This is a genomic window from Streptomyces sp. R35 (assembly GCF_041053035.1).
Lineage (GTDB): Bacteria > Actinomycetota > Actinomycetes > Streptomycetales > Streptomycetaceae > Streptomyces > Streptomyces lutosisoli.
On sequence record NZ_CP163440.1, the window covers coordinates 9,049,909 to 9,070,298 of the forward strand.

Below are 20,390 nucleotides of genomic sequence, written 5' to 3' on the forward strand. Positions count from 1 at the left end.
CAAGCACGGCACTGATCCCGGGCCGCGTCACCGGCCGGCTTCAGGTTGAGCTGGCCGGCGCCCGGCGGCAGGGCGGCACGCGCCGGATGAGCAGGCAGAGAGACGCGACAGCGCCATCCCCGCGCCGCGATCGCGAGTTCACGCTCAAGGGCTGCTACGACACCTCTGCCGAGGCGATTGCCAAGTGTGCCGGTGTCACGCAGCCGTACCTCTTCCGACTCTTCCCGGGCGAGAAGGCGATCGCCGCCGCCTTGACGCGGAGCACGGAAGAACGCCCGCCTGGCGTTCGAGAGCGTGGCCAAGGATGAGCGGCACGAGCGGGCCTCCCGCGCCATGAGCAGCTCAATGGCGATCGGTTACACGCGGCCGATCTCGGCACACCCCGAAACGCTCCAGATGCAGATGCAGGGATACGCCGCCGCGGCAGCCACCAGGCGGTAGAAGCCCTCGGCGGCGTCCGGTGAGACGGGCACGAGCCCGACGTCGCCGACGATGATCACTGCCGGGGCGCAGTACTCGATCCTGGCGAATGCGTCCACCGCGCGAATACGGACAGTGACTGCGGTCGAGAGACACAGGCACTTAGCGGGCCTGGGCAATTGCGGGCACCCGGCGATAGCGGCAGGGCCGGTCCCGCGCGGGCTGGACCCCGGGACAGGCGCGCCAGCGGGGGCGCAGGCGGCGGGTGATCCCCCGCCGTTCAGCAGCTCCCCCGACGCGACGTGCCCGTCATGGTTCGCGGCCGCTCAACCCGATCACATCGCGTCGCTTCCGGATGGATGATCGATATGTAACCCGTCCGACAGCCGATAGCCGGCAGGTGCGCCGCACCTGCGTTCATTGCGCAATGTTTCTCGTCGGCCTGCCTGATCGAACCAGGGCCGCCGAGTGCGCCGGGCCGGTGAGCAGGGGGCGTGGGCTGCCGTCCGATGCGGAAGCTCCTGAAGGAATCCGGGCCTGCGTGATCAGGGCTGATCGCTGATGGCTCGGTAAGCCGCGATGAACAGGGTGTAGCACAGGTCGATCAGTTCTTCGACGGTGGCGTTCTGGTGGCCGAGCGTCCAGTCCACGAGGAGTTCGTTGACTCCGCCGACCAGGCTCATCGCGGTCATGGTGAGCCGGTTGGAGGAGGCTTCCGGGCCAGGGGGCGGTGCAACGACGGCGGCGATCAGTGCGGCGAATTCGTGCAGGACCTCGCGGCGCCGTACTTCGAGGCGAGGGCTGGCGCCCACGACCTCGATGAGCACCAGGCGGGCCATGCGGGCATCGTCGGCCAGTGTGCGGATGAACACCTCGAGGCCGGCCCGCAGTTGGGCGTCGACATCGGGTGCGACAGCGGCTGCGGCCTGTGCGGTTTCGGCGCTGATCGTAGCGATCAGCTCGTTGTAGACCCCGGCGAGAAGGTCTTCGCGGTCGCGGAACGACTCGTAGAAGTAGCGCTCGGTCAGTCCGGCATGGGAGCACACCTGCTTGACGGAGGCTGAGGCGTATCCGACCGTGCCGAACAGGTCGAGGCCCGCCTGGATGAGGCGCGTGCGGCGCTCCTGCTGTCGCTGCGCCGCGTCGCGTCCGCCGTAGCGCCGTCCGGCGGTCTGTGTGCCGGTCATTTTTCCCCTTCGCAGAGGTGTTGACACCGGTGTGCTCCGAACTGACACTCTACCTTGTCAGATCATCTGACATGGCATCGTGTCAGACGCGTGGGGGCCGCTTGCCGCTCGGCGTTCCGCTCATGCTCAGGGCAAGAAAGGGGCTCGAACGTGGCAGTACCGCCCAAGTACCCGGACAAGTTCGGCCGAAGAGATCGCGACAGGCTCCCCCGCGCACAACCGCTGGCCGGCCGAGTGATCGCGGTCACCGGGGCGGGCCGCGGAATCGGGCGTGCCGTCGCAGCCCGGCTCGCCGCGGCCGGAGCGGCCGTGGCGATCGGCGACCTCGACGCGGAGCTCGCCACGGAGGCGGCCGGTGCCATCGGCGCGCATCCCGGTGTCCGGCTGCTCGGGTTGTCTCTCGACGTCACCGACACACCTTCCTTCGAAGACTTCCTGCGCACCGTCGAGACCCAGCTGGGGCCGATCGACGTACTGATCAACAACGCCGGAATCATGTGGGTGGGCCCCTTCGAGGAGGAACCGGAGGAAGCCGCCCTGCGCCAGTTCGACGTCAACGTCCACGGCGTAGTGCGGGGGATGAAACTCGTGATCCCGGGGATGCGGAAACGCGGTCGCGGCCACGTGGTGAACATCGCCTCCGCCGCCAGCAAGGTCGCCCCGGCCGGCGAGGCGACCTACGCGGCGACGAAGCACGCCGTCCACGGCTACAGCACAGCCGTCCGCGCCGAACTGCGCGGCACCGGCGTGCACGTGTCCCTGGTGATGCCCGGCGTCGTGGACACCGAGCTCGCCGTGGGCACCGCGACCGGCCCCACCCGGCGCCTGACGACGGATCAGGTGGCCGACGCGGTGCTCGACGTCGTGCTGCGCCCGCGGTTCGAGGTCTTCGTTCCCCGCCAGGTGGCCGCCCTGACCCGGTTGGCCGCGCTGCTGCCAGGCCGTGCCCGCGACGCCCTGCATCACCTCCTTGTCCCCAACCAGCTCGCCGCCCTGTCCGACCGGTCGGTCCGCGCGGCCTACGAGCAGCGCACCCGGACCGCCCGCCATCCCGAAAGTTGAGCCCGTGACCACCACGCCCAAGCCGGCGCCCAGCGCGAAGAAGGCCCAGGACGCCGCCGCTCCGCGCCCCATCCCCGAATTCGAAGGTGTCCACGACGTATGGCCCCGCGGTGACCGGCTGAGCGCCGTGCGCGGCGCCGCGGCCACCTACCGTGAGCGGTTCGTCCAGCAGGGCCACATCCACGCCGTCCGCAGTTTCGACATCGCCGCCGCCCCGTACCCGACCCGGTTCGGCTTCCACGGCGCCGCGCTCGCCGTCAACCCGTTCGTGAGCATCGTCAACCGGATGCTCGTCGTGCAGTTCGACGGCTTCGACGGTGAGCCGAAAACACTGGTGTGGGAGCCGACCGTCGCCGCCGGAACGGCTCAAGCGCCGTTCTACGCCCAGCTCAAGCGTCTGGCGGGAGACTTTCTCACCGAGCACGTCTTCGCCCGCTTCTACCAGGACCCGAACACCGTCCTGCCCTCCTGCGGTCTGCGACCCGAGGACGTGGACTTCGTCAGCTTCGACCACCTGCACGTCCAGGACGTGCGCATGATCATGGGAAGCACCAGCACCATTCCCGGCGAACGGGCGCCCCGCGAAGCGCTGTTCCCGCGCGCCCGGCTGCTGGTGCACCGCAGAGAGCTGGGCACCTTCGAATCAGTGCATCCGATGCAGTGGGCCTGGTACGTCGACGGAGGCATGGACGGGGTACCGGACGAGCGCATCACCGCCTTCGACGGCGATGTCGAACTCGGCGTCGGCGTCAGCCTGCTGTGGACCCCCGGCCATACCGACGGCAACCACTCCCTGGTGCTGAACACCCCCGACGGCGTGTGGGTCTCCTCCGAGAACGGCATCTCGGCCGACAACTGGCAGCCCGAGCTCTCCCGCATCCCCGGGGTGCGCCGCCACGCCGCGTTCTACGGCCACGAGGTGGTGCCCAACGCCAACACCCTGGAGGACTCTCTCGACCAGTACGACTCCATGGTCAAGGAGAAGACCCTCGCCGACCCCAGCCGGCGCGATCCACGCTGGCTGCAGATCCTGCCCTCCTCCGAGCTGGCCCCCTTCAAGCGGCACTGGCCGGTGCAGCCCAGCTTCTTCCACGGCGGCCTGAACTACGGCGAACTCAGCCCTGCCGGTAGTGGCCGATGACCGGCCTGGCCGCCCGCCGGATCGCCGCGGACGGCGTGGAGTTGGCCACCTACCAATGGGGAGCGTCCACGGCTCCTCCGGTGGTGCTGGTCCACGGCTATCCGGACACCAGCGCCGTGTGGCACCCCGTCGCCGAGCGCCTGGCCGACCGCTTCCACGTCACCGCCTTCGACGTGCGGGGAGCCGGAGCCTCCCACCGGCCCAGGGGTCTGCGCGCCTACCGGATGTCCCGACTGGAAGCCGACCTGGAGGCGGTTCTCGACGCCGTAAGCCCCGACCGCCCGGTGCACTTGGTCGGACACGACTGGGGATCGATCCACTCCTGGGAGTCGGTCACCGGCACCCGCCTGGCCGGGCGGATCGCCTCGTTCACCTCTATCTCCGGACCCTGCCTGGACCACGTCGGCCACCTGATCCGGGCCCGCCTTCGGCCGCGGCATCCGGATCTGCCGAAGATGCTGCGGCAGGCCGCACGGTCCTGGTACATCGCCTACTTCCATTTCCCGCTCCTGCCCGCCCTGACCTGGAGAGCACTGGGACACCGCTGGCGCGCCTTCCTCACCGGCTCCCAAGGCGTGCCCGCGCACACCCCCTACCCCGCGCCAACGCTGGCCCGCGACGCCGTGGTCGGCACCGCGCTGTACCGCGCCAACATGCTGCCCCGCCTGCTGCGTCCCCGGGACCGGCCGACCACCGTCCCGATTCAGCTCATCATCCCCACGCGCGACTTCTGCGTCACCCCGGTGCTGTCGTACGGAGTGGAGCACTGGACGCGCCAGATACAACGGCGCCCGATCGACGCCGGGCACTGGGTACAGCTCAGCCACCCCGAGGAGATCGCGTCCCGGATCGCGGAGTTCGCCAACCGCATCGAAGACGGCTCCCGCCGCGATCCGGACCACACCGCGCACCCGATCTGACAGACCAGCAGTAACAGACTGGCAGTACTGGACGACTGCCTGACCGCCCTTCCGCACACACCGATCGCCGACGGAGGAGGAACCTGTCATGTTCCGAGCCGCACATGCCCACCCGGAGCGTCCGTCCGAGCTCATCGACCACCACGACCTGGTGCTGCAACCCCGGGACGTCACCTTCGACTGGGGCGCCACCCCGCTGCACTGGCTGCCGGGTGAGCCCTTCGCGACCCACACCTTCGATGTACTCCACCTGATGCTCCCCGAACTCGAACGCTGGTTCGTGCGCACGTTCGAGCAGGCACTGCCGCTGATCACCGATGACCGGCTGCGCGAGGACGTACGCGGCTTCATCGGCCAGGAGGCGATGCACGCCGAGGCGCACCAGGAGGTCCTGGAGCACCTGCTCGCCAAGGGGCTGGACCCGGCTCCGTACACCGTGCAGTCCGAATGGATCTTCCGAAGGGTGCTCGGAGACCGGCCGGAGCTGACGCCGGCCGCCACACACGCGCACCTCCTCCAACGGCTCGCCCTCATCGCGGCCTTCGAGCACTTCACCGCGTACATGGGTCACTGGATTCTCAGCAACGGGCACCTGGACCGGGCCGGCGCAGACCCCGCGATGCTCGATCTGTTCCGCTGGCACGGCGCGGAGGAGGTCGAGCACCGTTCGGTGGCGTTCGACCTGCTGGTGCACCTCGATCCCCGGTACCGGCGCCGAGTGGCCGGCATGCTCGTCACCGCTCCGGTGCTGACCCGGCTGTGGATCCGCGGAGTCCGCTTCCTGATGAGCGCCGACCCCGAACTCGACGACCGGGTCAAGGTCCGCTTCCGCGACTACCTGGCCGCCGCCCGCAAGGACCTGTTGCCGCCACCGGGCGCGTTCGCCCGCTCGGTACTGCGCTACTTCCGCCCCGGCTACCACCCGACCCAGGAGGGCTCGACCCAGCAGGCGGTCGCCTACCTGGCGGCGTCCCCCGCTGCCCGAGCGGCTGCCCAATGACCCAGCAACCAGCGAGGCATCCCTTGGACATCAGCACACCCCTCACCCGGCCGCCGGACCTGTACGGCAGACCGCGCGGCGACTCCTTCATGCAGAAGCTGGCGGCCTTCAGCGACAACGCGGTCACGCGCCTCGCGCGGCGCAGCACTCCTCCCAGGCGCCCGCCGGCCACCGAGATGCCCGTGATCCGGAAACTGGTGGTCGCCACCAAGCACCAAGAGGCCGAGGATGTCGTCTCCCTGCGGCTGGCAGCACCCGACGGGGGAACACTCCCGCCCTGGCAGCCCGGCGCCCACATCGAACTGCACCTGCCCTCCGGCCGCAAGCGGCAGTACTCTCTGTGCGGCGACCCGGCCGACCGGTACCGGTACCGCATCGCGGTACGCCGCATCGCCAACGGCGCAGGCGGTTCGGCCGAGGTACACGACGCCCTCGGGGACGGTATGCGGGTCACCATCACCGGGCCCCGGAACGCCTTCCCCTTCGCCGCCGAAGCAGTCGTCCTGCTCATCGCGGGCGGCATCGGCATCACCCCGATCCTGCCGATGGCTCGGGAAGCCGCCCGACGCGGGCTGGACTGGAGGCTCGTGCACACCGGCCGCAGCCGCGGCTCGATGCCCTTCGCGGCAGAGCTGGCCGAACTCGCGGCCGCGGCCCCTGGCCGGGTCTTCATCCGTCCTGACGACGAGTCCGGCGTGCCCGAAGCAGCCGATCTGTTGAGCTTGAGCCCGGCGGCGGGTGCGGTGTACTGCTGCGGGCCCGCGCCCATGATCGACGGCGTTCGGCGCGCGTTCGGTGACAGCCGCGCGTCAGCCCTGCACTTCGAGCGTTTCGCCCCGGCCCCGATCACGGACGGCCGTCCCTTCGAACTTCAGCTGGGCGACACCGGACGGGTTCTGCCAGTGCCGTACGACCGCTCCGCCCTGGATGTTCTCCACGAGGCCCTGCCGGACCTACCGTTCTCCTGCCGCCAGGGGTTTTGCGGCACCTGCCGGGTACGGGTGGCCCATGGCCATGTCGATCATCGTGACCGTCGGCTCACGGCCACCGAACGTGCGGCCGGCGCCATGCTGCCCTGCGTCTCGCGTGCACCGGAAGGAGAGCGGTTGGTGCTGGAGGTGTGAGCGATGGCCGAGCGCCCGTAGAGCGCGGCCATCGCCGCGAGGAACCTCAACGGCAGGGTTGACACCCGACCCATGGCGCGACGCACTGCCTGGACGATGAGACGGTCCATCCGGGACACCGGCCAGATCCAGCGGCAAGTCGAGCCACCAGGCCGGCCACCGGGCGCAGCGCGAACGGTTGACGGGACATCACTTGGCTGATCTTCACCCCCATCTCCGACGCTTCCCGCGCCGGTGTCGCGGATCAGCCGGCGTGGCCGGCCGCTGCGACAGCCCCGGCAGTGCGCGGTGCTGACGCGAGGGCGACTTGGAGGTGTGGGAGCTGATCCGGCCGGTCATCACGTCCTGGAAGGGACAGCACCGCTCGGTCAGCGGTCGTGAGGGCCGGTACGAGATGCGAGAGATCGTCGACGCGATCCTGTACCAAGCCCGGGTTGGCCGCCAAAAACAGCGACAAAATCGCAGATCTCAATTAGCAGCCAGGGCGCCCCGAAGGGCTGGGCGGCCACTCCTGGCGAGCCACTGAAGACAGCTTCGCGTAAGCCACACCCGGCCCTCCCGGGCCATCCAACAACTTACGGAGCTTCGCGTGCTTGTCCACCCGTCGGCGATCGACCTGTCCAGCCGCACGCTGCGCTACCTGACCGGGCAACTGGCCGCGCGAGGACGTGAGATCGGTACGTGGTGGCGACGCGGCAGCCGACCGGCAGGCCCTGCTCGCCCTGGCTCACCTGCGGTGCGGTGACACCTACGCCCGGCTCGCCGCCGGGTTCGGTATTGGCGTTGCCACGGTCTACCGCTACATCCCCGAGGCCGTCGACTTCCTGTCCGCCCGCGCTCCCAGCCTGGCCGAGGGCGCGGACACGGCCGGGAAGAAGGCATTCGTGGTCCTGGACGGCACCCTCCTGCCGATCGACCGGATCGCCGCCGACACCACGTACTGCAGGGAAATACAAACGCCACGGCATGAAGTCCAGGTCCTGACCGATCCGTTCGGCCGTCTGCCGTGCGCCTCGCCCGCCCTGCCCGGCTCGGCCCATGACCTGACGGCCGCCGGACGCCACGGAATCATCGACGCGGTCGCGGCCGAACGGCTCAAGTGCTGGGCTGACAAGGCGTACCAAGGTGCCGGACATCCGGGCCACGTACCGTTTCGAGGCCGTCGGCTCAAGCTGTGGAGGCGTCGCCACAACACCACCCACGCGAAGATCCGCTGCGTCGGCGAACAGGCCATGGCCCTCCTGAAGGGCTGACGCCTCCTGCGAAAACTCCGCTGCAGTACGACCCCGGATCGCCGACATCGTGAAGGCGGTCCTCGTCCTTCACCGCGCATCAACGTGAGGATGGAAAAGCCTCAATGCCGGTCACGGGTGGACGAGGAGTCAACTCATCGTTATCCCGTCCAGGGCAGGTTCAGTACCGGTTCGGACGAAGTCTTCCGGGAGCGGTTGGGTCGTGCGGTTGCGCCGGGGGTAGTGGGACGGTTGCGTGACACCGTTCCGGACGGGGGTCTGACTCATGACACCTGTGACCGAAGTGTCTTGTCACGGGCCTGTCGACTGCCGTTGCGGGATGATGCCTGCTGTCACCGAGCCACAGGGTGTGTCCCAATAGGGGCCTTGCCGTCTTTCAGGCGCCATCACGGTTCAGACCGCCCGACCGGGCAGGTGCCAGCCACCCAGCACATCACCACGCGGGAGGCGGACCAGCATGACGACCAGACAGCGCAGCACCTCTTCCACCAGCACAGGCCCGCCCGCGTGGGGCGAGGTCGTCCTGGGGGTGGACACACACGGCGAGGTTCATGTTGCCGCAGTGGTCTGCCCGCTGGGCCAGATCCTGGGCACCAAGTCCTTTCCGGCCACGGCGGTCGGCTATCGTCGGCTGCTCGCCTGGGCTCGCAAGTCGGGAGTGGTGCGGCGGGCCGGGGTGGAGGGGACCGGTACCTTCGGCGCGGGCCTGTCGCGCTACCTGCTGGCGCAGCAGGTCGTGGTGTTCGAGGTGAATCGGCCCGACCGCTCGGCCCGTCGTCTGCTGGGGAAGTCGGATCCGCTCGATGCGCAGGCTGCCGCGCGGGCCGTGCTCAGCGGTCGTGCCAGGGCCCGCGCCAAGACCGGCGACGGTCCGGTGCAGAGTGCTCGGATGTTCAAACTCGCCAAGGATTCCGCGGTCAAGGCCCGTACCCAGGCGATCAACCAGCTCAAGGCCGTTCTGGTCGTAGCCGACCCCGCCCTGCGGGAACGACTCTTCAGCCTGGGCAACCGTGAACTGTTCCGCACCTGCGCGGGCCTCAGTCCGCGCGAGGGCGGGGCCGGCGGGGGCGATGAGGACACCGTAGCTGAGGCCACTCTCATGACGCTGAACCTGCTGGCTCAGCGTATCGAGCAGCTGACCGGGCAGATCGATGAGCTGAATCAGCGACTGACCGGGCTCGTTGAACGACATGCCCCGCAGCTGCTCGCGCCGGTTGGTATCGGCCCGGACTCCGCTGTCACGCTCCTGATCACCATGGGCGACAATCCCGAGCGGCTGAGCAGCGAGGCGTCTTTCGCCGCGCTGTGCGGAGTCAGCCCCATCGAGTACTCCTCGGGCGGTCGGAGCTCGCGTCGGCTCAACCATGGTGGCGACCGGCAGGCGAATGCCGCTCTGCACCGCATCGTGTTCACCCGGCTGCGCCACGACCCGCGCACCCAGGCGTACTACGAACGCCGTACCCAGGAGGGCAAGACCCGTCGTGAGATCATCCGTTGCCTCAAGCGATATGCCGCCCGCGAGGTCTTCAACCTGGTCAGGATGGTCTCTACCGACCCCCCGTTATAGGGGCGTCCGTGACAGATGAGAGGGTCAGGCGGGTGAGTGAGACACCGATGAACACCCTGCAATACCGCTTTGACGGGCCAGAAGACGCCCCGGTCCTGATCCTCGGTCCCTCACTGGGCACCACCTGGCATATGTCGTAGAAACCGTCCATGGGCGTCCAGTTGGTCCAGGGTGAGCGCGTAAGTCCAGGTCAGAGCCCTGTGACGTGAGTGCGTCCGCGGGGTTGGTGACCCGCCCGTGATCGCTTGTGATCGCTCGTGACAGGTGAGGACCCCCGTCGGCTTGCTCCGGCGGGGGTCCTGCGTAGACGGGGACCGCGTCGGCACGCTGATGGCAGGCGAGCCACGGGCATCCGCGCATGGTCTCGTCCTGCGGGTTCCAGGAAGGCATCGGCACTCCGAGACGAGGGTGCTCTTTCGGAGGGGGAGCCGCTCGCACCTTCGGGTCCTGCGACTGCAGGGCACAATGGTTCGCACGTCGTTGCTGGCGTGGGGTCTGGGGCGGGGCGTCGTGAAGTTCAGGAAGAGAACGCTGGAACTGCTGGGCGATCTCATTTGCGGGAACCTCGGTGCGGACGCCCCTCAGGGTGATGCCGAGCCACGCCAGCCGGGCCACCTCGGCGGTCTGGGCCGGAACCTCACCCGGCAGACGTGGACGCAGCGACACCTCGATCACCTCAGACTCGCGCCCCCACGCCGTTTCGCCCATCATCCCGCCGCCGCAAGGTCATTTGGCGACCAACGCCGAATTCGCCAACGGTGTCCTCGGCGGGACACTGTCGGGCCCACTCGCTGGCTCAGCGGCTGCAGGACATGTGGCGGCCCGGACGTCACGTCGTCGCTGCACTGTTCGACGCTGACTTGTTCGACCGCTGCTGAATCGGATCTCTCGGGTGCCCGTTTTCGCAGGTGGGAGCACCGAGGTGCGGTGGCACGCGCGCTGCCCCGGGCTCCGCCGATCCTGTGGGGAGCGGCGGAGCCCGGGGCAGTGAAGTGAGTCAGTGCAGTGCGCTTTCCCACGCCCACCGGGTGTTGTTCACTGCTGGGTCAGGGTGACCTCGTCGCAGTAGCCGTCGCCGCTTCCGGAGACGAGGTGGCAGTAGACGCGAGCGGTGGTCACGCCTGCCCCCGTGGTGAAGGTCGTCGACTGCGATTGCCTCGTCGGCGGTGTTGGTGGCGAAGCAGGTCAACCGCATGCCGTCGGCGTCGGTGAAGCGCAGTTGGGCGCCGGGGTGCGGCTGTTCCTTGCGCACGATCAGCCGCAGCCCTTCCGGCCAGCCCGTCAGGCGGTCGCCGGCGAGTTCGGCGACCCAGGCGCCGTCGCGGATCTCACCGACGGGTTCCACGGCCGGCGTCCAGGCCGAGGCCGGGACCTTCAGGACGGCCTGGTGGATGGCGTCGGTGACGGTCATGCCGACCGAGTACGACAGCCACCGTCCGCGCTTCGCGAGCCAGGCGATGAACTCGTGGGTGCCGCCGTCGGAGTCGGTGCCGTTTCGGCAGCTGGGCCAGGGCCAGTTTTGTGGCCTCGATGTGGTCGGCGGCGGTGTTGGAGCCCGCGTTGCCGGGCCGCAGCATGCCCACGACCAGCTCGCCGGACCCGCCGCGGCCGTGGTTGTCGGCGTACACGTGAACGTCCCCGGTCGCGTACGAGTGAAAAGGGACGCTTGATGGTGCAGTGAAGCGTGGTCCCCGGCACTCTGCTGCTCGTCCGGTGAGTGGTGGCGGAGGGCGGTGACGCGGTGGTCTTGGACCCGCAACGCTGGCTGGAACTGCGGCGGTTCCGTGCCCTGGTCGAGTCCGGGGCGGTCAGCCTCACGGAGGTGCCAGGGAGACGGGCCTGGACCGTAACGGTCCGCAAGTACCTGTCCACCACGGCGCCGTCCGCACCACCAAGGCGAACCTCGAACGGCAGGCCGCGGAGAAAAGCGTCGACGAAGTCGCCCCGCTGATCGACGCGATGTTGCGGACGGAGATCCTCATCAAGGGCGCCGTGGTGCACGAACGCCTGGTGAAGGAGTACGGCTCGACGATCGACTATCAGCGGGTCAAGCTGTATCTGCAGGAGGCCCGGCCGCGGATCGCGGGTGAACTGGGCATCGAGCCCCGGGAGTTGGCCGGTATGCACCGCCGCTTCGAGGTGGTTCCCGGAGCTCAGGAGACCGTCGGGTCGGAGGCCACCGGCCCGAACACGGCCGGCTCGGACCGCAGCAGGGCCACATCGGCCAGGTGGACGACCTCGCCGCCGCCTGCGCGGAAGACGCCGAAGACGGCGGGCAGGCCATGTCGGCGTGACCGTCGGGCGCGCGCCGTCCGGCTGAGACGCGTACGGACGGCGATTGCGGCGGTGACGCGGTGTCAGGTCGGAGAGTCGGCCGACGGGCCCGAAGCGGCCGAGGGGATCTGCGCACTCGCAGGATGCCGCCTCGGCCCGCTGATGACCTTCGGGAAGAGTGCCGGCTTGGCCGATGACCTACTTCCGGGGGTGGATAGTGGTTGTCTTCGAGCCAGGTGCCGGGCGGCCGTGGGCTCAACGAGCCCACCGGGGCTGCCTGTCGGGAGTGTCCCGAAGGCGCTGGCCGACGCCTTCGAACAAGCCGAGCTCGACGGCCTCCTGGCTGGAGCCGTACGAGCATCGGCGCCATGACCGAAGCCAACGGCCGCCAGAACGACCTCGGAGGGCTCGCGGGGATCGAGAACCATCCGGCCGCCGACAGGTGACAACCAGAGGGCAGGGAGCCAATGACCCGAGCCCATTGCCTCCTGACATTGGCTGGTGTGTTGCGGGCATTTGTCCGTGCACAGAACCCGGCGTAGCAGGAGCTCAGGACTCCGCGGCGCCTGCCCGCAAATAGTCCACGCTGGGGGCGGAGCTGCCGCGAGTGCCCGCCGCGTGGCGAAGCCCCTTCCGAGGACTCAAGTCAGGCGTGCTCCGCCACATGTTCGATCCGGTCGAGCAGTCGGTGGTGTCGGGCGGCGTGGGCAAAGTCGGGCATGAAGTTTTCCCAAGGTGCGTGGCAGTGGCGACGACGCTCCTACACCGCCCTCACCCACACAGCAGACCGCCGCGACCGCCTGAACAGCGCGGCCCTGCGCGTACCACGGGTCGGTGATCGGCTGTCAGCCGGACACATGGTGCAGGCCACAGTGGCACGGGGCCGAAGAAGGCGTGTCGTGTCAGCCCTTCACCGAACGGGCCGAGCCCCACAGGGCGCCCGGGTTGACCCGGTCCGGATGGATCTCCAGCATCGCTTCGTAGAGCTCCTCAGTGGAGGCGGTGCGCGCGACGCAGTCCTCGAAGTCATCGATGTAGGCGCGGGTCTCGGCGAGGATGCCCGGGGAGTCGGGCCGGCCGGGACGCTTGTGCCCCGCCACGACATGGTCGGCTCCGAGGCCGGCAATCACGCCGAGCGCCTCCTTCCACGCCTTGCGGCCCTCGCTCGGCGACTCGGCGAGATAGAGGTGCACGTCGTTGTAGGCAGCATCCCCGGCGACCACGAGCCCGATGGACGGGACGTGCAGCGCGGTCGTGTCGTCGGTGTCGGTGTGACCGAGCGGCACGACCGTCAACTCTCGGCCCTCGAGTTCGAGCACCTGGTCCTTCATCGGGTCGGCTGCCACGAGGCGGTCCGGGATCTGGCCCGGGAACCTCGCGTTCCAGAAGCTCTCGACGAAGCTCGGCTCCATCTGCTTCGCCATGTGCTCGACGACCGCCGGCGTGGCGACCGCTCGGGCGTTCGGGAAGCGCTCGAGGAGGGTCGCCAGCCCGAACCAATGATCTCCATGCCCGTGGGTGACGTAGACCGCCGTCAGATTCCGGTCGTACGCTTCCACCCATTCGGCGAGCGCGACGGCTTGCTGGACCGTCATGACCGGGTCGACGAGTACCGCGTCCCGCTCGCCGTAGACGAGCGTCGAGGAGATGGGCGACCACATCCGCCGCTCCACACCGGGCGGCAGATCACTGATCTCTGTGGGGATCGAGGGTGAGATGTGGACCGCGTATCGAAGGTCCTTCTTACCGGCCAAGGCCGACTCCTATCGTTTAGTCGTCATGGGGCCCGTGCCCCGCGGTCGAGGCGGCCGTGTTGGGGCGCACCTTCCGTGAACTGCTCCAGCTCGCCCGGAATACCGGGTCCGGACGCCGTCCAGCCGGGTGCCTGGCTCGCCAGGCGGGGGCAATGGCGGGGTCTCGCTTCCAAGATCCTTGCCGTCACTTGAACGACGAGGAGTTCACCGGCGGGCTGGTCTGATCATCCATCAGGCCGGATGCTGACCCGGCCGATTCCCTCGCGGGTGCACTCGTTCTATGCCTGCAGGAACTTCCGGAACCAGTCGAGTGCTTCCGAGCAGGCGCGCTCGAACTGGGCGAGGTACGGGTCGAAGTGGCCACCGGGGATGAGGATCAGCTTCTTGGGTTCGAGGGCGTCCTCGTAGGCCTCGAGAGCGACGTCGGTCACCGTCAGGTAATCGTCCTTGGCAACGATCATCAGCAAAGGCGTGGGGGACACCCTGCGGATGAACGACCCAGGGTCGTACATGCGCGCCATGCGCGTGGACCGTACGGTCACCCGGTTCTCCCAGACTCCCTCCGGCAGCTCCTGGAGATAGAAGTCGACCGCGTCGCCGGAGTAGTAGGACGCGCGGACCGCCGGATCGCTGCTGACGATCTGCTGGTACTGGATCGGTTCCCCGCGGGCGGCGCTGCGCTCCTCCTCCGCGAACCCCTCCTCAAGGGCGGGAACGAGATGCGGAGGCACCCGTCGAAGCCCCTGCCGGTAGCCGCTGATGTTCGGGACCTGCGCGACGACGGCCTTCAGGCGCCGGTCCGTGGCACCGAGCACGATGGCGTGCCCACCGCCGTAACTGCTTCCCCAGACGCCGAGCCGGTCCGGATCGACCTCGGGCTGCGCCTCCAGGAAGGAGATCGCCCGACGCCAGTCCTCGGCCTGCACCCACGGATTGACGTCCTGACGTGGCTCGCCGTCGCTGGCGCCGAACGTGCGGTGGTCGTGGAGGAGTACGGCGAAGCCCGCCTCGGCGAACCGCCGGGCGAAGCCCTCCAGGGCGTGCTCCTTGACGCCCGCGTAGCCGTGAGCCATGGAGATGGCCGGATGCGGGCCTTCGCCTTCGGGTACGAAGTACCACCCGCGCAGGGTCACTCCACCGTCGGCGGTGAAGGCCACGTCTCGCCTGTCAACCATGGTTCCTCTTTTCCTTACTGTCACTCCTGCCGCGCCGTGTGGGTGGCGGGCCGGTGGGGTGGGCTGCCGTCGGGGGGCCGTCGGCGAGCCAGGACTCGATCTGCTTCCAGCCCTCGGCCCATTCCGGGTCGAGCATCATGGTGTGTCCGACGCCGGCGATTTTCCGGAGTCGCGCTCCGTAGCGCTGCGCAGTGGCCCGTACGGAGACGAGGGGCACGAGCCGGTCCTTCGCGGCGGCGAGTACCAGGACCGGCAGCGGCGGCACGCGCGTCGGCCGGTGGAAGAGGAACTGGTACTGGACGAGCGGGGAGTCGGGGGTCAGGCGCTTGCTCGCCTCGGCCGTCGCCGGGTCGTCCGGGTGGGCGTAGAGGATGTGGGGACCGAGCTTGATCGGCCTGCCGGCTATGTAGCGCGGCACTTCCAACGGCTGCCGGCGCAGTACCGCCAGAATCGTGTGCACCGCGGGGCGTGGGGGCAGCGGAGCGACCAGGATCATGGCAGCGGCGTTCGCCGCCGCGGCCGCGCGTTGGACGACGAGCGCGCCCATGGAGTGCCCGATCAGCACGACGGGCCCCGGGAGCGAGCGTGCGGCGCGGACGACGTCGGCCTCGTAGTCGCTCAGCGCGGAGCGGGCGGCGGTGCCGCCGCTGCCACCGTGGCCGCGCAGGGAGACCGCCCAGCTGTCGTGTCCGGCCGCGGCCGCCGCTGCCATCCAGTCCTCCCAGACCCAGGCGGCGTAGCCCAGACCGTGCACGAACAGCAACTGGGGTGTTCCGGGTGCCGCGGGTCTCAATGGTGCGGCGTGGAGCATCTCCAGTGCCGGTTCCCCGGTGAGACCTGGAAGCGTTGTTGCTTTCATAGCGGCGGACCCTAACAGCTGGGTACATAGGTGACAACGGTATGACTCTGTCATTTCAAATGTATTGACGCGGCCTTCCCTCTCCGGGGTCCCGGCGGGCATTTCAGGTGGCGCACACCTGGCGTTGTCACAAGTGTAGGCGCTACGCTCCTGTACACATCAGAGGTCGTCCCTCTCGCCCCGAGCTTCCCCGGGGCTATCCGCACCCGGTACCGACCGAGATTCGAGCCGGCCATCGTCGCGGGCGCCGAGAGCAAGCCGAGACCGGCAGCCTTCGGAGAGGCGTTCAACGGAGAGTGCAAATGATCATCGATACGGCATCGCTCGACGCCAGGGCGAGCTACAAACTTCTCATCGGCAGTGTTCTGCCGCGCGCGATCGCCTGGGTCAGCACCCGGTCGACCGCGGGCATCGGCAACTTGGCCCCGGTGTCCTTCTTCACCGTCGTCAGCCGCCTTCCCCCGATCGTGTCGATCTCCCTTCAGCCCCGCTCCGACGAGGTCACCCTGAAGGACACGTTCGTCAACATCCGGGACACCGGTGAGTTCGTGGTGAACATGGCGTCGATCGGCCATGCCGACGAAGTGCACCGCTCCGCCTTCGAGTTCGACCCAGAGGTCGACGAATTCGAGGCACTCGGCCTGGAGAAGGGCAAGTGCGAGGTCGTAGCGGCGCCCCGGATCGCCGACGCCCCTGTTTCCATGGAGTGTGTGGTCGATCGGATCATCCCCATGCCCCCGATGCCGGACCACGTGGTCTGGGGGCGCGTGGAGCGCTTCCACGTGCGCGACGACCTCTACCTGCCCGGCGGGCGCATCGACACCGGTGCCCTGGGGGCCGTTGGGCGTCTGGCTGCCGAGTACTCGCTCGTCGACAACATCTTCACCACCCCCCTTCCCGAGGAGCTCGTCGAGCGTCTGCGCGTGACGCGCAGCGCGCGGCTCGATGAACGTCCGACGGACTTCTCACCCATCGACACGGCGGAATGGTCGCCTTCCGGATCAACGAGGACGGAACCGAAATGACCAGAGACTTTGTTCACGCCGACCCAGCCGGTACCGGCGGTGGCGAGGCGCTCCCGCAGGCGCCGACACTGCTGCTCGTCCACGGCTTCCTGGACGATGCCACGGTTTGGGACGGCTTCGTCGAAGCCCTGAAGGGTGCCGTGGCGACGGCGCGTATCGATCTTCCGGGTTCCGGGACCCGTGCGTCCTCGGCCGAGGACACGGAGAAGCTGAGCCTGGCCCTGTTCGCCGACGAGGTCGCATCCGTCGTCGACGACATCAAGGGGCCCGTCGTCGTGGTGGGCCAGAGCATGGGCTCCCAGGTTGCCGAACTCGCGGCCGCCGCCCGGCCCGGGCGCGTCGCCGGACTGGTTCTGCTCACGCCGGTCCCGCTCGGGGGCACCCGTCTGCCCGAAGAGGCCGTTGTGCCGTTCCGGGCACTCGGCGGGAACGCGGAGGCCCAGCGCGCCGTTCGCACCCAGCTCTCGCCGGCGCTCGACAAGGAGGCACTGGACGCGCTGGGCCGCAGCGGCCTGCTGGTCGCCCCGCCCGTGGCCGCACGGTACGTCGACATTTGGAACAACGGTGTCGAGGAGGCACCGGAACAGAGCGCGTACTCCGGCCCCGTCCTCATCGTCCGCGGCGACAGCGACGGCTTCATCACCGGAGAACTGATCACCGGAGCCATCGCGCCGCGCTTCCCCGGTGCGCGCCTGGCGACCGTTGCCGGCGGCGGGCACTGGCTGCACGTGGAGCACCCCCACGCCCTGGCCCGCGAAGTCCTCGACTTCCTCCAGAACCTGCATGCCGACGATGCGGCTTCGGGCTGGCGCAGCGGCTTCTCGGAGCATTCCGAGAACACCTTCGCCCAGGGCTTCGCCGAGGACGTCGTGCTGGAGGCCAGCATTCTTGCCCGGCCGATCGCCGGTCGCGCGCTCGTCGCCTCTGCTCTCGCGGCTGCGAGCACGATCTACGAGTCGCTGGAGTTCACGGCCGAGGCCTCCGACTCAACCACGACCTACCTGCAGTGGAAGGCGACGGCGTTCGGCGGAGTGCAGATCTCCGGCGTCACTCTTCTGGAGAAGAACGCAGAGGGCGATGTCGTCCGGGCGGCGATCCACCATCGTCCGCTCGGAGCAGTCCTGCGATTCTCCGCCACGGTCCGCGACCGGCTGGTCGGCATCGTCCCGTCCGATCACTTCTATGCGGGCGACCCGCAGCCCGCTCCGGGCGCATAGCCCAGTTCCCCGTCTGTCCCGCGCGGCCACCTTCAGCAACCGTGCCTGCAGGAAAGAAATGGAAGACCGATGAGCCATCTTGGTTTCGACATCAACGACCACGTCGCCGAGATCGTCCTGGACAACCCGCCGCAGAACCGTATCGACGAACAGATGGCCGAGGAACTGCTCGCAGCGGTCGAGAAGGCGGAGTCATCGGGGGCGCGGGCGATCCTGCTGCGGGCCGAAGGGCCTGACTTCTGCTTCGGCGGGGACATCGTCACGTGGCCCGACCTCGACGTGCGGCAGCTGCGGATGCTGTTCGAGCGGTACATGTTCGCCTTCAACCGCTTCGAGCAGATTCCCGTGCCAGTGGTCGCAGCGGTGAACGGCCTGTGCTTCGGCGGGGGCTTCGAACTCGCCCTGCGCTCCGACGTGATCTTCGCCGGCGAGGGCGCCCGGTTCGGGCACCCCGAGCAGACGCTGGGCATCGTCACCCTGCTTGGCGGCATCTACCGATCGGCCGCTCGTGCGGGCCGTGCCAGGGCCTACGAATGGGCACTGACCTCGGAACAGGTTCCCGCTGCCACCATGGCGCAGGCCGGAGTCGTCAACCACATCCTGCCCGATGCCGAAGTCCTCGAGGCCGCTCGGGCGTTCGCCCGCAAGGTGGCCGCAGGGCCCACCCGGGCGCACGCCGCGCACAAGGCGCTGCTGCGGATGTGGGAAGCCGGTGGTGTGAAGGCCGCCGACGACTCGATGTTCGACATCGCCATCCCCCTGTTCGAGTCCAAGGATGTGGCTGTCGCTCTCACGTCGGCCGTGGCGGCCTACAAGGAAGGACGGCCCCGACCCACCGTCGACTTCACCGGGGAATAGGTCCCCTCGCGGGGCCGTCCTGCAGGCGGCCCCGCTCATGCGGTCTGGCCATGGGTCACAGGTGAAAGCGATAGGCTCTTACAGAGGCTCTGCAAGAAACCTGACGGCACCAGGAGGACACGATGAGTGCGGCGGTCCAATGGCCGGCCTCGGCTCGCTATGAGGAAGTCGAACACAACGCCCCAGGCGGGCTGGGATTCGTACAGGACCTCTTGAACACAGCGAGCCTGGGCAAGCCACGCCAGCCTGACCTCCTGGAGTCCGTCGTTACGGCGGAGCAGTGGCTCCGGTCCTCCCTCGCAACGCTGAGCAGTATCGACTCCAGCGCTCCTTCCGCTCCATGCCCCCTTGATGCACGGGGCCTCGGTCGCCTCCAATCACTGCGCGACGACCTCCGTGCCGCGCTGGCCACCGGGCATGCCGACGAACCTTCCGCCGCCGTCGCCGCACCGTCGATCGAGACGACGGCAGCCGTCAGTCTGGACGCCGGAGGCGCGCGGCTGCACGCTCGCGGCAAGGGCGTCGAACTTCTCCGCTCGTATGTCATGATCCAACTGGCCGCCGCCACCTATGCCGACACGATGCGCCGACTGAAGGTGTGTGCGAACCCTCGCTGTCGCGGCGCGTTCTACGACCGCTCCAAGAACTGCTCGCGTCTCTGGCACGACGTCACCACCTGCGGGAACACCCAGAACGTACGGGCCTATCGGGCCCGTCTGAAGGAACGCGGGCTCTCCTCGGCGCGGTGATGCGATGGCATCCGGTGATGCGATGGCATCCGCAAGCGGACGCCGTCGCGCACGGTGCGGGCGCTGCCGAAGATGCTCAGTCACAAAGACCGAGTCAGCCCGGCGGGACGGCGACGCCCCGCCACCGCCCGTCCGGCAGCAACCGAGGCAACCGACCCGAAGCGTGGCTGACGCCTCCCGCCGCGGCACGCTGGGCAACCTCGCCGTACGGTGTGATCTGCCCGGCGGAGCTCGCGGGATGCTCGTCGGCTGCCGCTTCGTCACGCAGGCCGTCTCCAGCTTGTGCCCCGTGCGGCCTCGCGTCGAACGCGGGCGTCGCTGATCGCGGGGCGGGCTCTGCCGGCGGCCTTCGCCGCCCTGGTCTCACCTACGTCACCAGCCCCGCTCCTGCCGGAATTCCCGTCGGCCGGCGGCCGGTTGCCATCGGCACCTAGGGTTCCATGGGCGGCGACCGCCCTCGTACCCATGCCCACCGCGCTGCCGACCGGGCTCGGTGCGGGTCCACCCTGCCCGCCCTAGTTGGGGGCCGCCGCCCAGTCGCTGCCTGCGCCGTTGGCGCTCGGCTCGGCGATCAACGCAGCCTCCGCCAGCTCGGCGCTGTCCTCGGCAACCCACGGCGGTCACGGCCGTCGAAGCCTTCCACGGCGTCTGGCGGCTCCTCGCAGCTCGCGGTCCGGCGGCCGGACTCCTCCTGTGGACACTTCCTTGGGCACACGAGGCACGCCCCGCTGCCGCCCGCCGGATGGCCGACCGCCTTGTACATAGCCATTGGCATTTTGACTATGTACGAATCGCCTCTCCCGAT

16 protein-coding genes and 5 pseudogenes are annotated in these 20,390 nt (G+C 69.0%); 14 read left to right on the top strand and 7 right to left on the bottom strand.

Annotation, left to right across the window (positions count from 1 at the left end):
- Positions 1 to 356: 356 nt before the first annotated feature.
- A complete protein-coding gene (locus AB5J50_RS40715; RefSeq protein ID WP_369263658.1) occupies positions 357 to 539 on the bottom strand; it encodes a hypothetical protein in 183 nt (60 codons plus the stop codon).
- 426 nt (positions 540 to 965) lie between these two features.
- Positions 966 to 1,607 (bottom strand): TetR/AcrR family transcriptional regulator, encoded by a 642-nt coding sequence (locus AB5J50_RS40720; RefSeq protein WP_369263659.1) that lies wholly within the window; start codon positions 1,605 to 1,607, stop codon positions 966 to 968.
- A 150-nt stretch (positions 1,608 to 1,757) separates the two neighbouring features.
- Between AB5J50_RS40720 and AB5J50_RS40725 the strand changes: the two genes are divergently transcribed.
- The 7 genes and pseudogenes from AB5J50_RS40725 to AB5J50_RS40755 all read left to right on the top strand — a co-directional run bounded on the left by AB5J50_RS40725 (position 1,758) and on the right by AB5J50_RS40755 (position 8,195).
- Positions 1,758 to 2,669 (top strand): SDR family oxidoreductase, encoded by a 912-nt coding sequence (locus AB5J50_RS40725; protein WP_369263660.1) that lies wholly within the window; start codon positions 1,758 to 1,760, stop codon positions 2,667 to 2,669.
- Between the two features lie 4 nt (positions 2,670 to 2,673).
- The gene (locus AB5J50_RS40730; protein WP_369263661.1) at positions 2,674 to 3,810 is read left to right on the top strand and encodes a hypothetical protein; all 1,137 of its coding nucleotides are present in this window, start codon (positions 2,674 to 2,676) and stop codon (positions 3,808 to 3,810) included.
- On the top strand, positions 3,807 to 4,730 hold the full coding sequence (locus AB5J50_RS40735) for an alpha/beta fold hydrolase (RefSeq protein ID WP_369263662.1): 924 nt from the start codon (positions 3,807 to 3,809) through the stop codon (positions 4,728 to 4,730). Before AB5J50_RS40730 ends, AB5J50_RS40735 begins: the two co-directional genes overlap by 4 nt.
- Positions 4,731 to 4,818: 88 nt before the next feature.
- Positions 4,819 to 5,730, top strand: a complete 912-nt coding sequence (locus AB5J50_RS40740) for a metal-dependent hydrolase (RefSeq protein ID WP_369263663.1) — start codon at positions 4,819 to 4,821, stop codon at positions 5,728 to 5,730.
- A gap of 23 nt (positions 5,731 to 5,753) precedes the next feature.
- The gene (locus AB5J50_RS40745) at positions 5,754 to 6,854 is read left to right on the top strand and encodes a 2Fe-2S iron-sulfur cluster-binding protein (RefSeq protein WP_369263664.1); all 1,101 of its coding nucleotides are present in this window, start codon (positions 5,754 to 5,756) and stop codon (positions 6,852 to 6,854) included.
- Positions 6,855 to 7,161: 307 nt separating this feature from the next.
- Positions 7,162 to 7,299 (top strand): annotated as a pseudogene (locus tag AB5J50_RS40750) (IS5/IS1182 family transposase); the annotation flags it as partial.
- Positions 7,300 to 7,443: 144 nt separating this feature from the next.
- Positions 7,444 to 8,195, top strand: a pseudogene (locus AB5J50_RS40755) (transposase family protein).
- 305 nt (positions 8,196 to 8,500) lie between these two features.
- Here AB5J50_RS40755 and AB5J50_RS40760 read toward each other — a convergent pair.
- Positions 8,501 to 8,644 carry a hypothetical protein gene (locus tag AB5J50_RS40760; RefSeq protein WP_369263665.1) on the bottom strand — a complete coding sequence of 48 codons (144 nt, stop codon included), beginning with the start codon at positions 8,642 to 8,644 and terminating at the stop codon, positions 8,501 to 8,503.
- On the opposite strand from AB5J50_RS40760, the gene AB5J50_RS40765 reads away from it, so the two are divergent.
- Together AB5J50_RS40765 and AB5J50_RS40770 are read left to right on the top strand one after the other, a co-directional pair.
- The gene (locus tag AB5J50_RS40765) at positions 8,637 to 9,674 is read left to right on the top strand and encodes an IS110 family transposase (RefSeq protein WP_369263666.1); all 1,038 of its coding nucleotides are present in this window, start codon (positions 8,637 to 8,639) and stop codon (positions 9,672 to 9,674) included. The genes AB5J50_RS40760 and AB5J50_RS40765 overlap by 8 nt on opposite strands.
- 32 nt (positions 9,675 to 9,706) lie before the next feature.
- A pseudogene (locus AB5J50_RS40770) lies at positions 9,707 to 9,808 on the top strand (3-oxoadipate enol-lactone hydrolase); the annotation flags it as partial.
- Between the two features lie 1,031 nt (positions 9,809 to 10,839).
- On the opposite strand, the pseudogene AB5J50_RS40775 reads toward AB5J50_RS40770, so the two are convergent.
- Positions 10,840 to 11,299: pseudogene (locus AB5J50_RS40775) on the bottom strand (transposase); the annotation flags it as partial.
- 116 nt (positions 11,300 to 11,415) lie between these two features.
- Here AB5J50_RS40775 and AB5J50_RS40780 point away from each other — a divergent pair.
- Positions 11,416 to 11,831: pseudogene (locus AB5J50_RS40780) on the top strand (IS21 family transposase); the annotation flags it as partial.
- Between the two features lie 1,019 nt (positions 11,832 to 12,850).
- Here AB5J50_RS40780 and AB5J50_RS40785 read toward each other — a convergent pair.
- From AB5J50_RS40785 to AB5J50_RS40795, 3 genes are all read right to left on the bottom strand, one after another.
- Positions 12,851 to 13,702: an MBL fold metallo-hydrolase gene (locus AB5J50_RS40785; protein WP_369263667.1), complete on the bottom strand. Its 852-nt coding sequence runs from the start codon at positions 13,700 to 13,702 to the stop codon at positions 12,851 to 12,853.
- 278 nt (positions 13,703 to 13,980) lie between these two features.
- Positions 13,981 to 14,877 (bottom strand): alpha/beta hydrolase, encoded by an 897-nt coding sequence (locus tag AB5J50_RS40790; RefSeq protein ID WP_369263668.1) that lies wholly within the window; start codon positions 14,875 to 14,877, stop codon positions 13,981 to 13,983.
- Positions 14,870 to 15,736, bottom strand: a complete 867-nt coding sequence (locus AB5J50_RS40795) for an alpha/beta hydrolase (RefSeq protein ID WP_369263669.1) — start codon at positions 15,734 to 15,736, stop codon at positions 14,870 to 14,872. The genes AB5J50_RS40790 and AB5J50_RS40795 overlap by 8 nt, the downstream gene beginning before the upstream one ends.
- Positions 15,737 to 16,038: 302 nt before the next feature.
- On the opposite strand from AB5J50_RS40795, the gene AB5J50_RS40800 reads away from it, so the two are divergent.
- The 4 genes from AB5J50_RS40800 (at position 16,039) to AB5J50_RS40815 (ending at position 19,585) form a co-directional block, all read left to right on the top strand.
- Positions 16,039 to 16,761, top strand: a complete 723-nt coding sequence (locus tag AB5J50_RS40800) for a flavin reductase family protein (protein WP_369263670.1) — start codon at positions 16,039 to 16,041, stop codon at positions 16,759 to 16,761.
- Positions 16,758 to 17,978 carry an alpha/beta fold hydrolase gene (locus AB5J50_RS40805; protein WP_369263671.1) on the top strand — a complete coding sequence of 407 codons (1,221 nt, stop codon included), beginning with the start codon at positions 16,758 to 16,760 and terminating at the stop codon, positions 17,976 to 17,978. Before AB5J50_RS40800 ends, AB5J50_RS40805 begins: the two co-directional genes overlap by 4 nt.
- Positions 17,979 to 18,047: 69 nt before the next feature.
- Positions 18,048 to 18,836: an enoyl-CoA hydratase/isomerase family protein gene (locus tag AB5J50_RS40810; RefSeq protein WP_369263672.1), complete on the top strand. Its 789-nt coding sequence runs from the start codon at positions 18,048 to 18,050 to the stop codon at positions 18,834 to 18,836.
- 212 nt (positions 18,837 to 19,048) lie between these two features.
- Complete coding sequence (locus tag AB5J50_RS40815; RefSeq protein ID WP_369263673.1) at positions 19,049 to 19,585, top strand: CGNR zinc finger domain-containing protein; 537 nt, start codon at positions 19,049 to 19,051, stop codon at positions 19,583 to 19,585.
- Positions 19,586 to 20,390 lie beyond the last annotated feature (805 nt).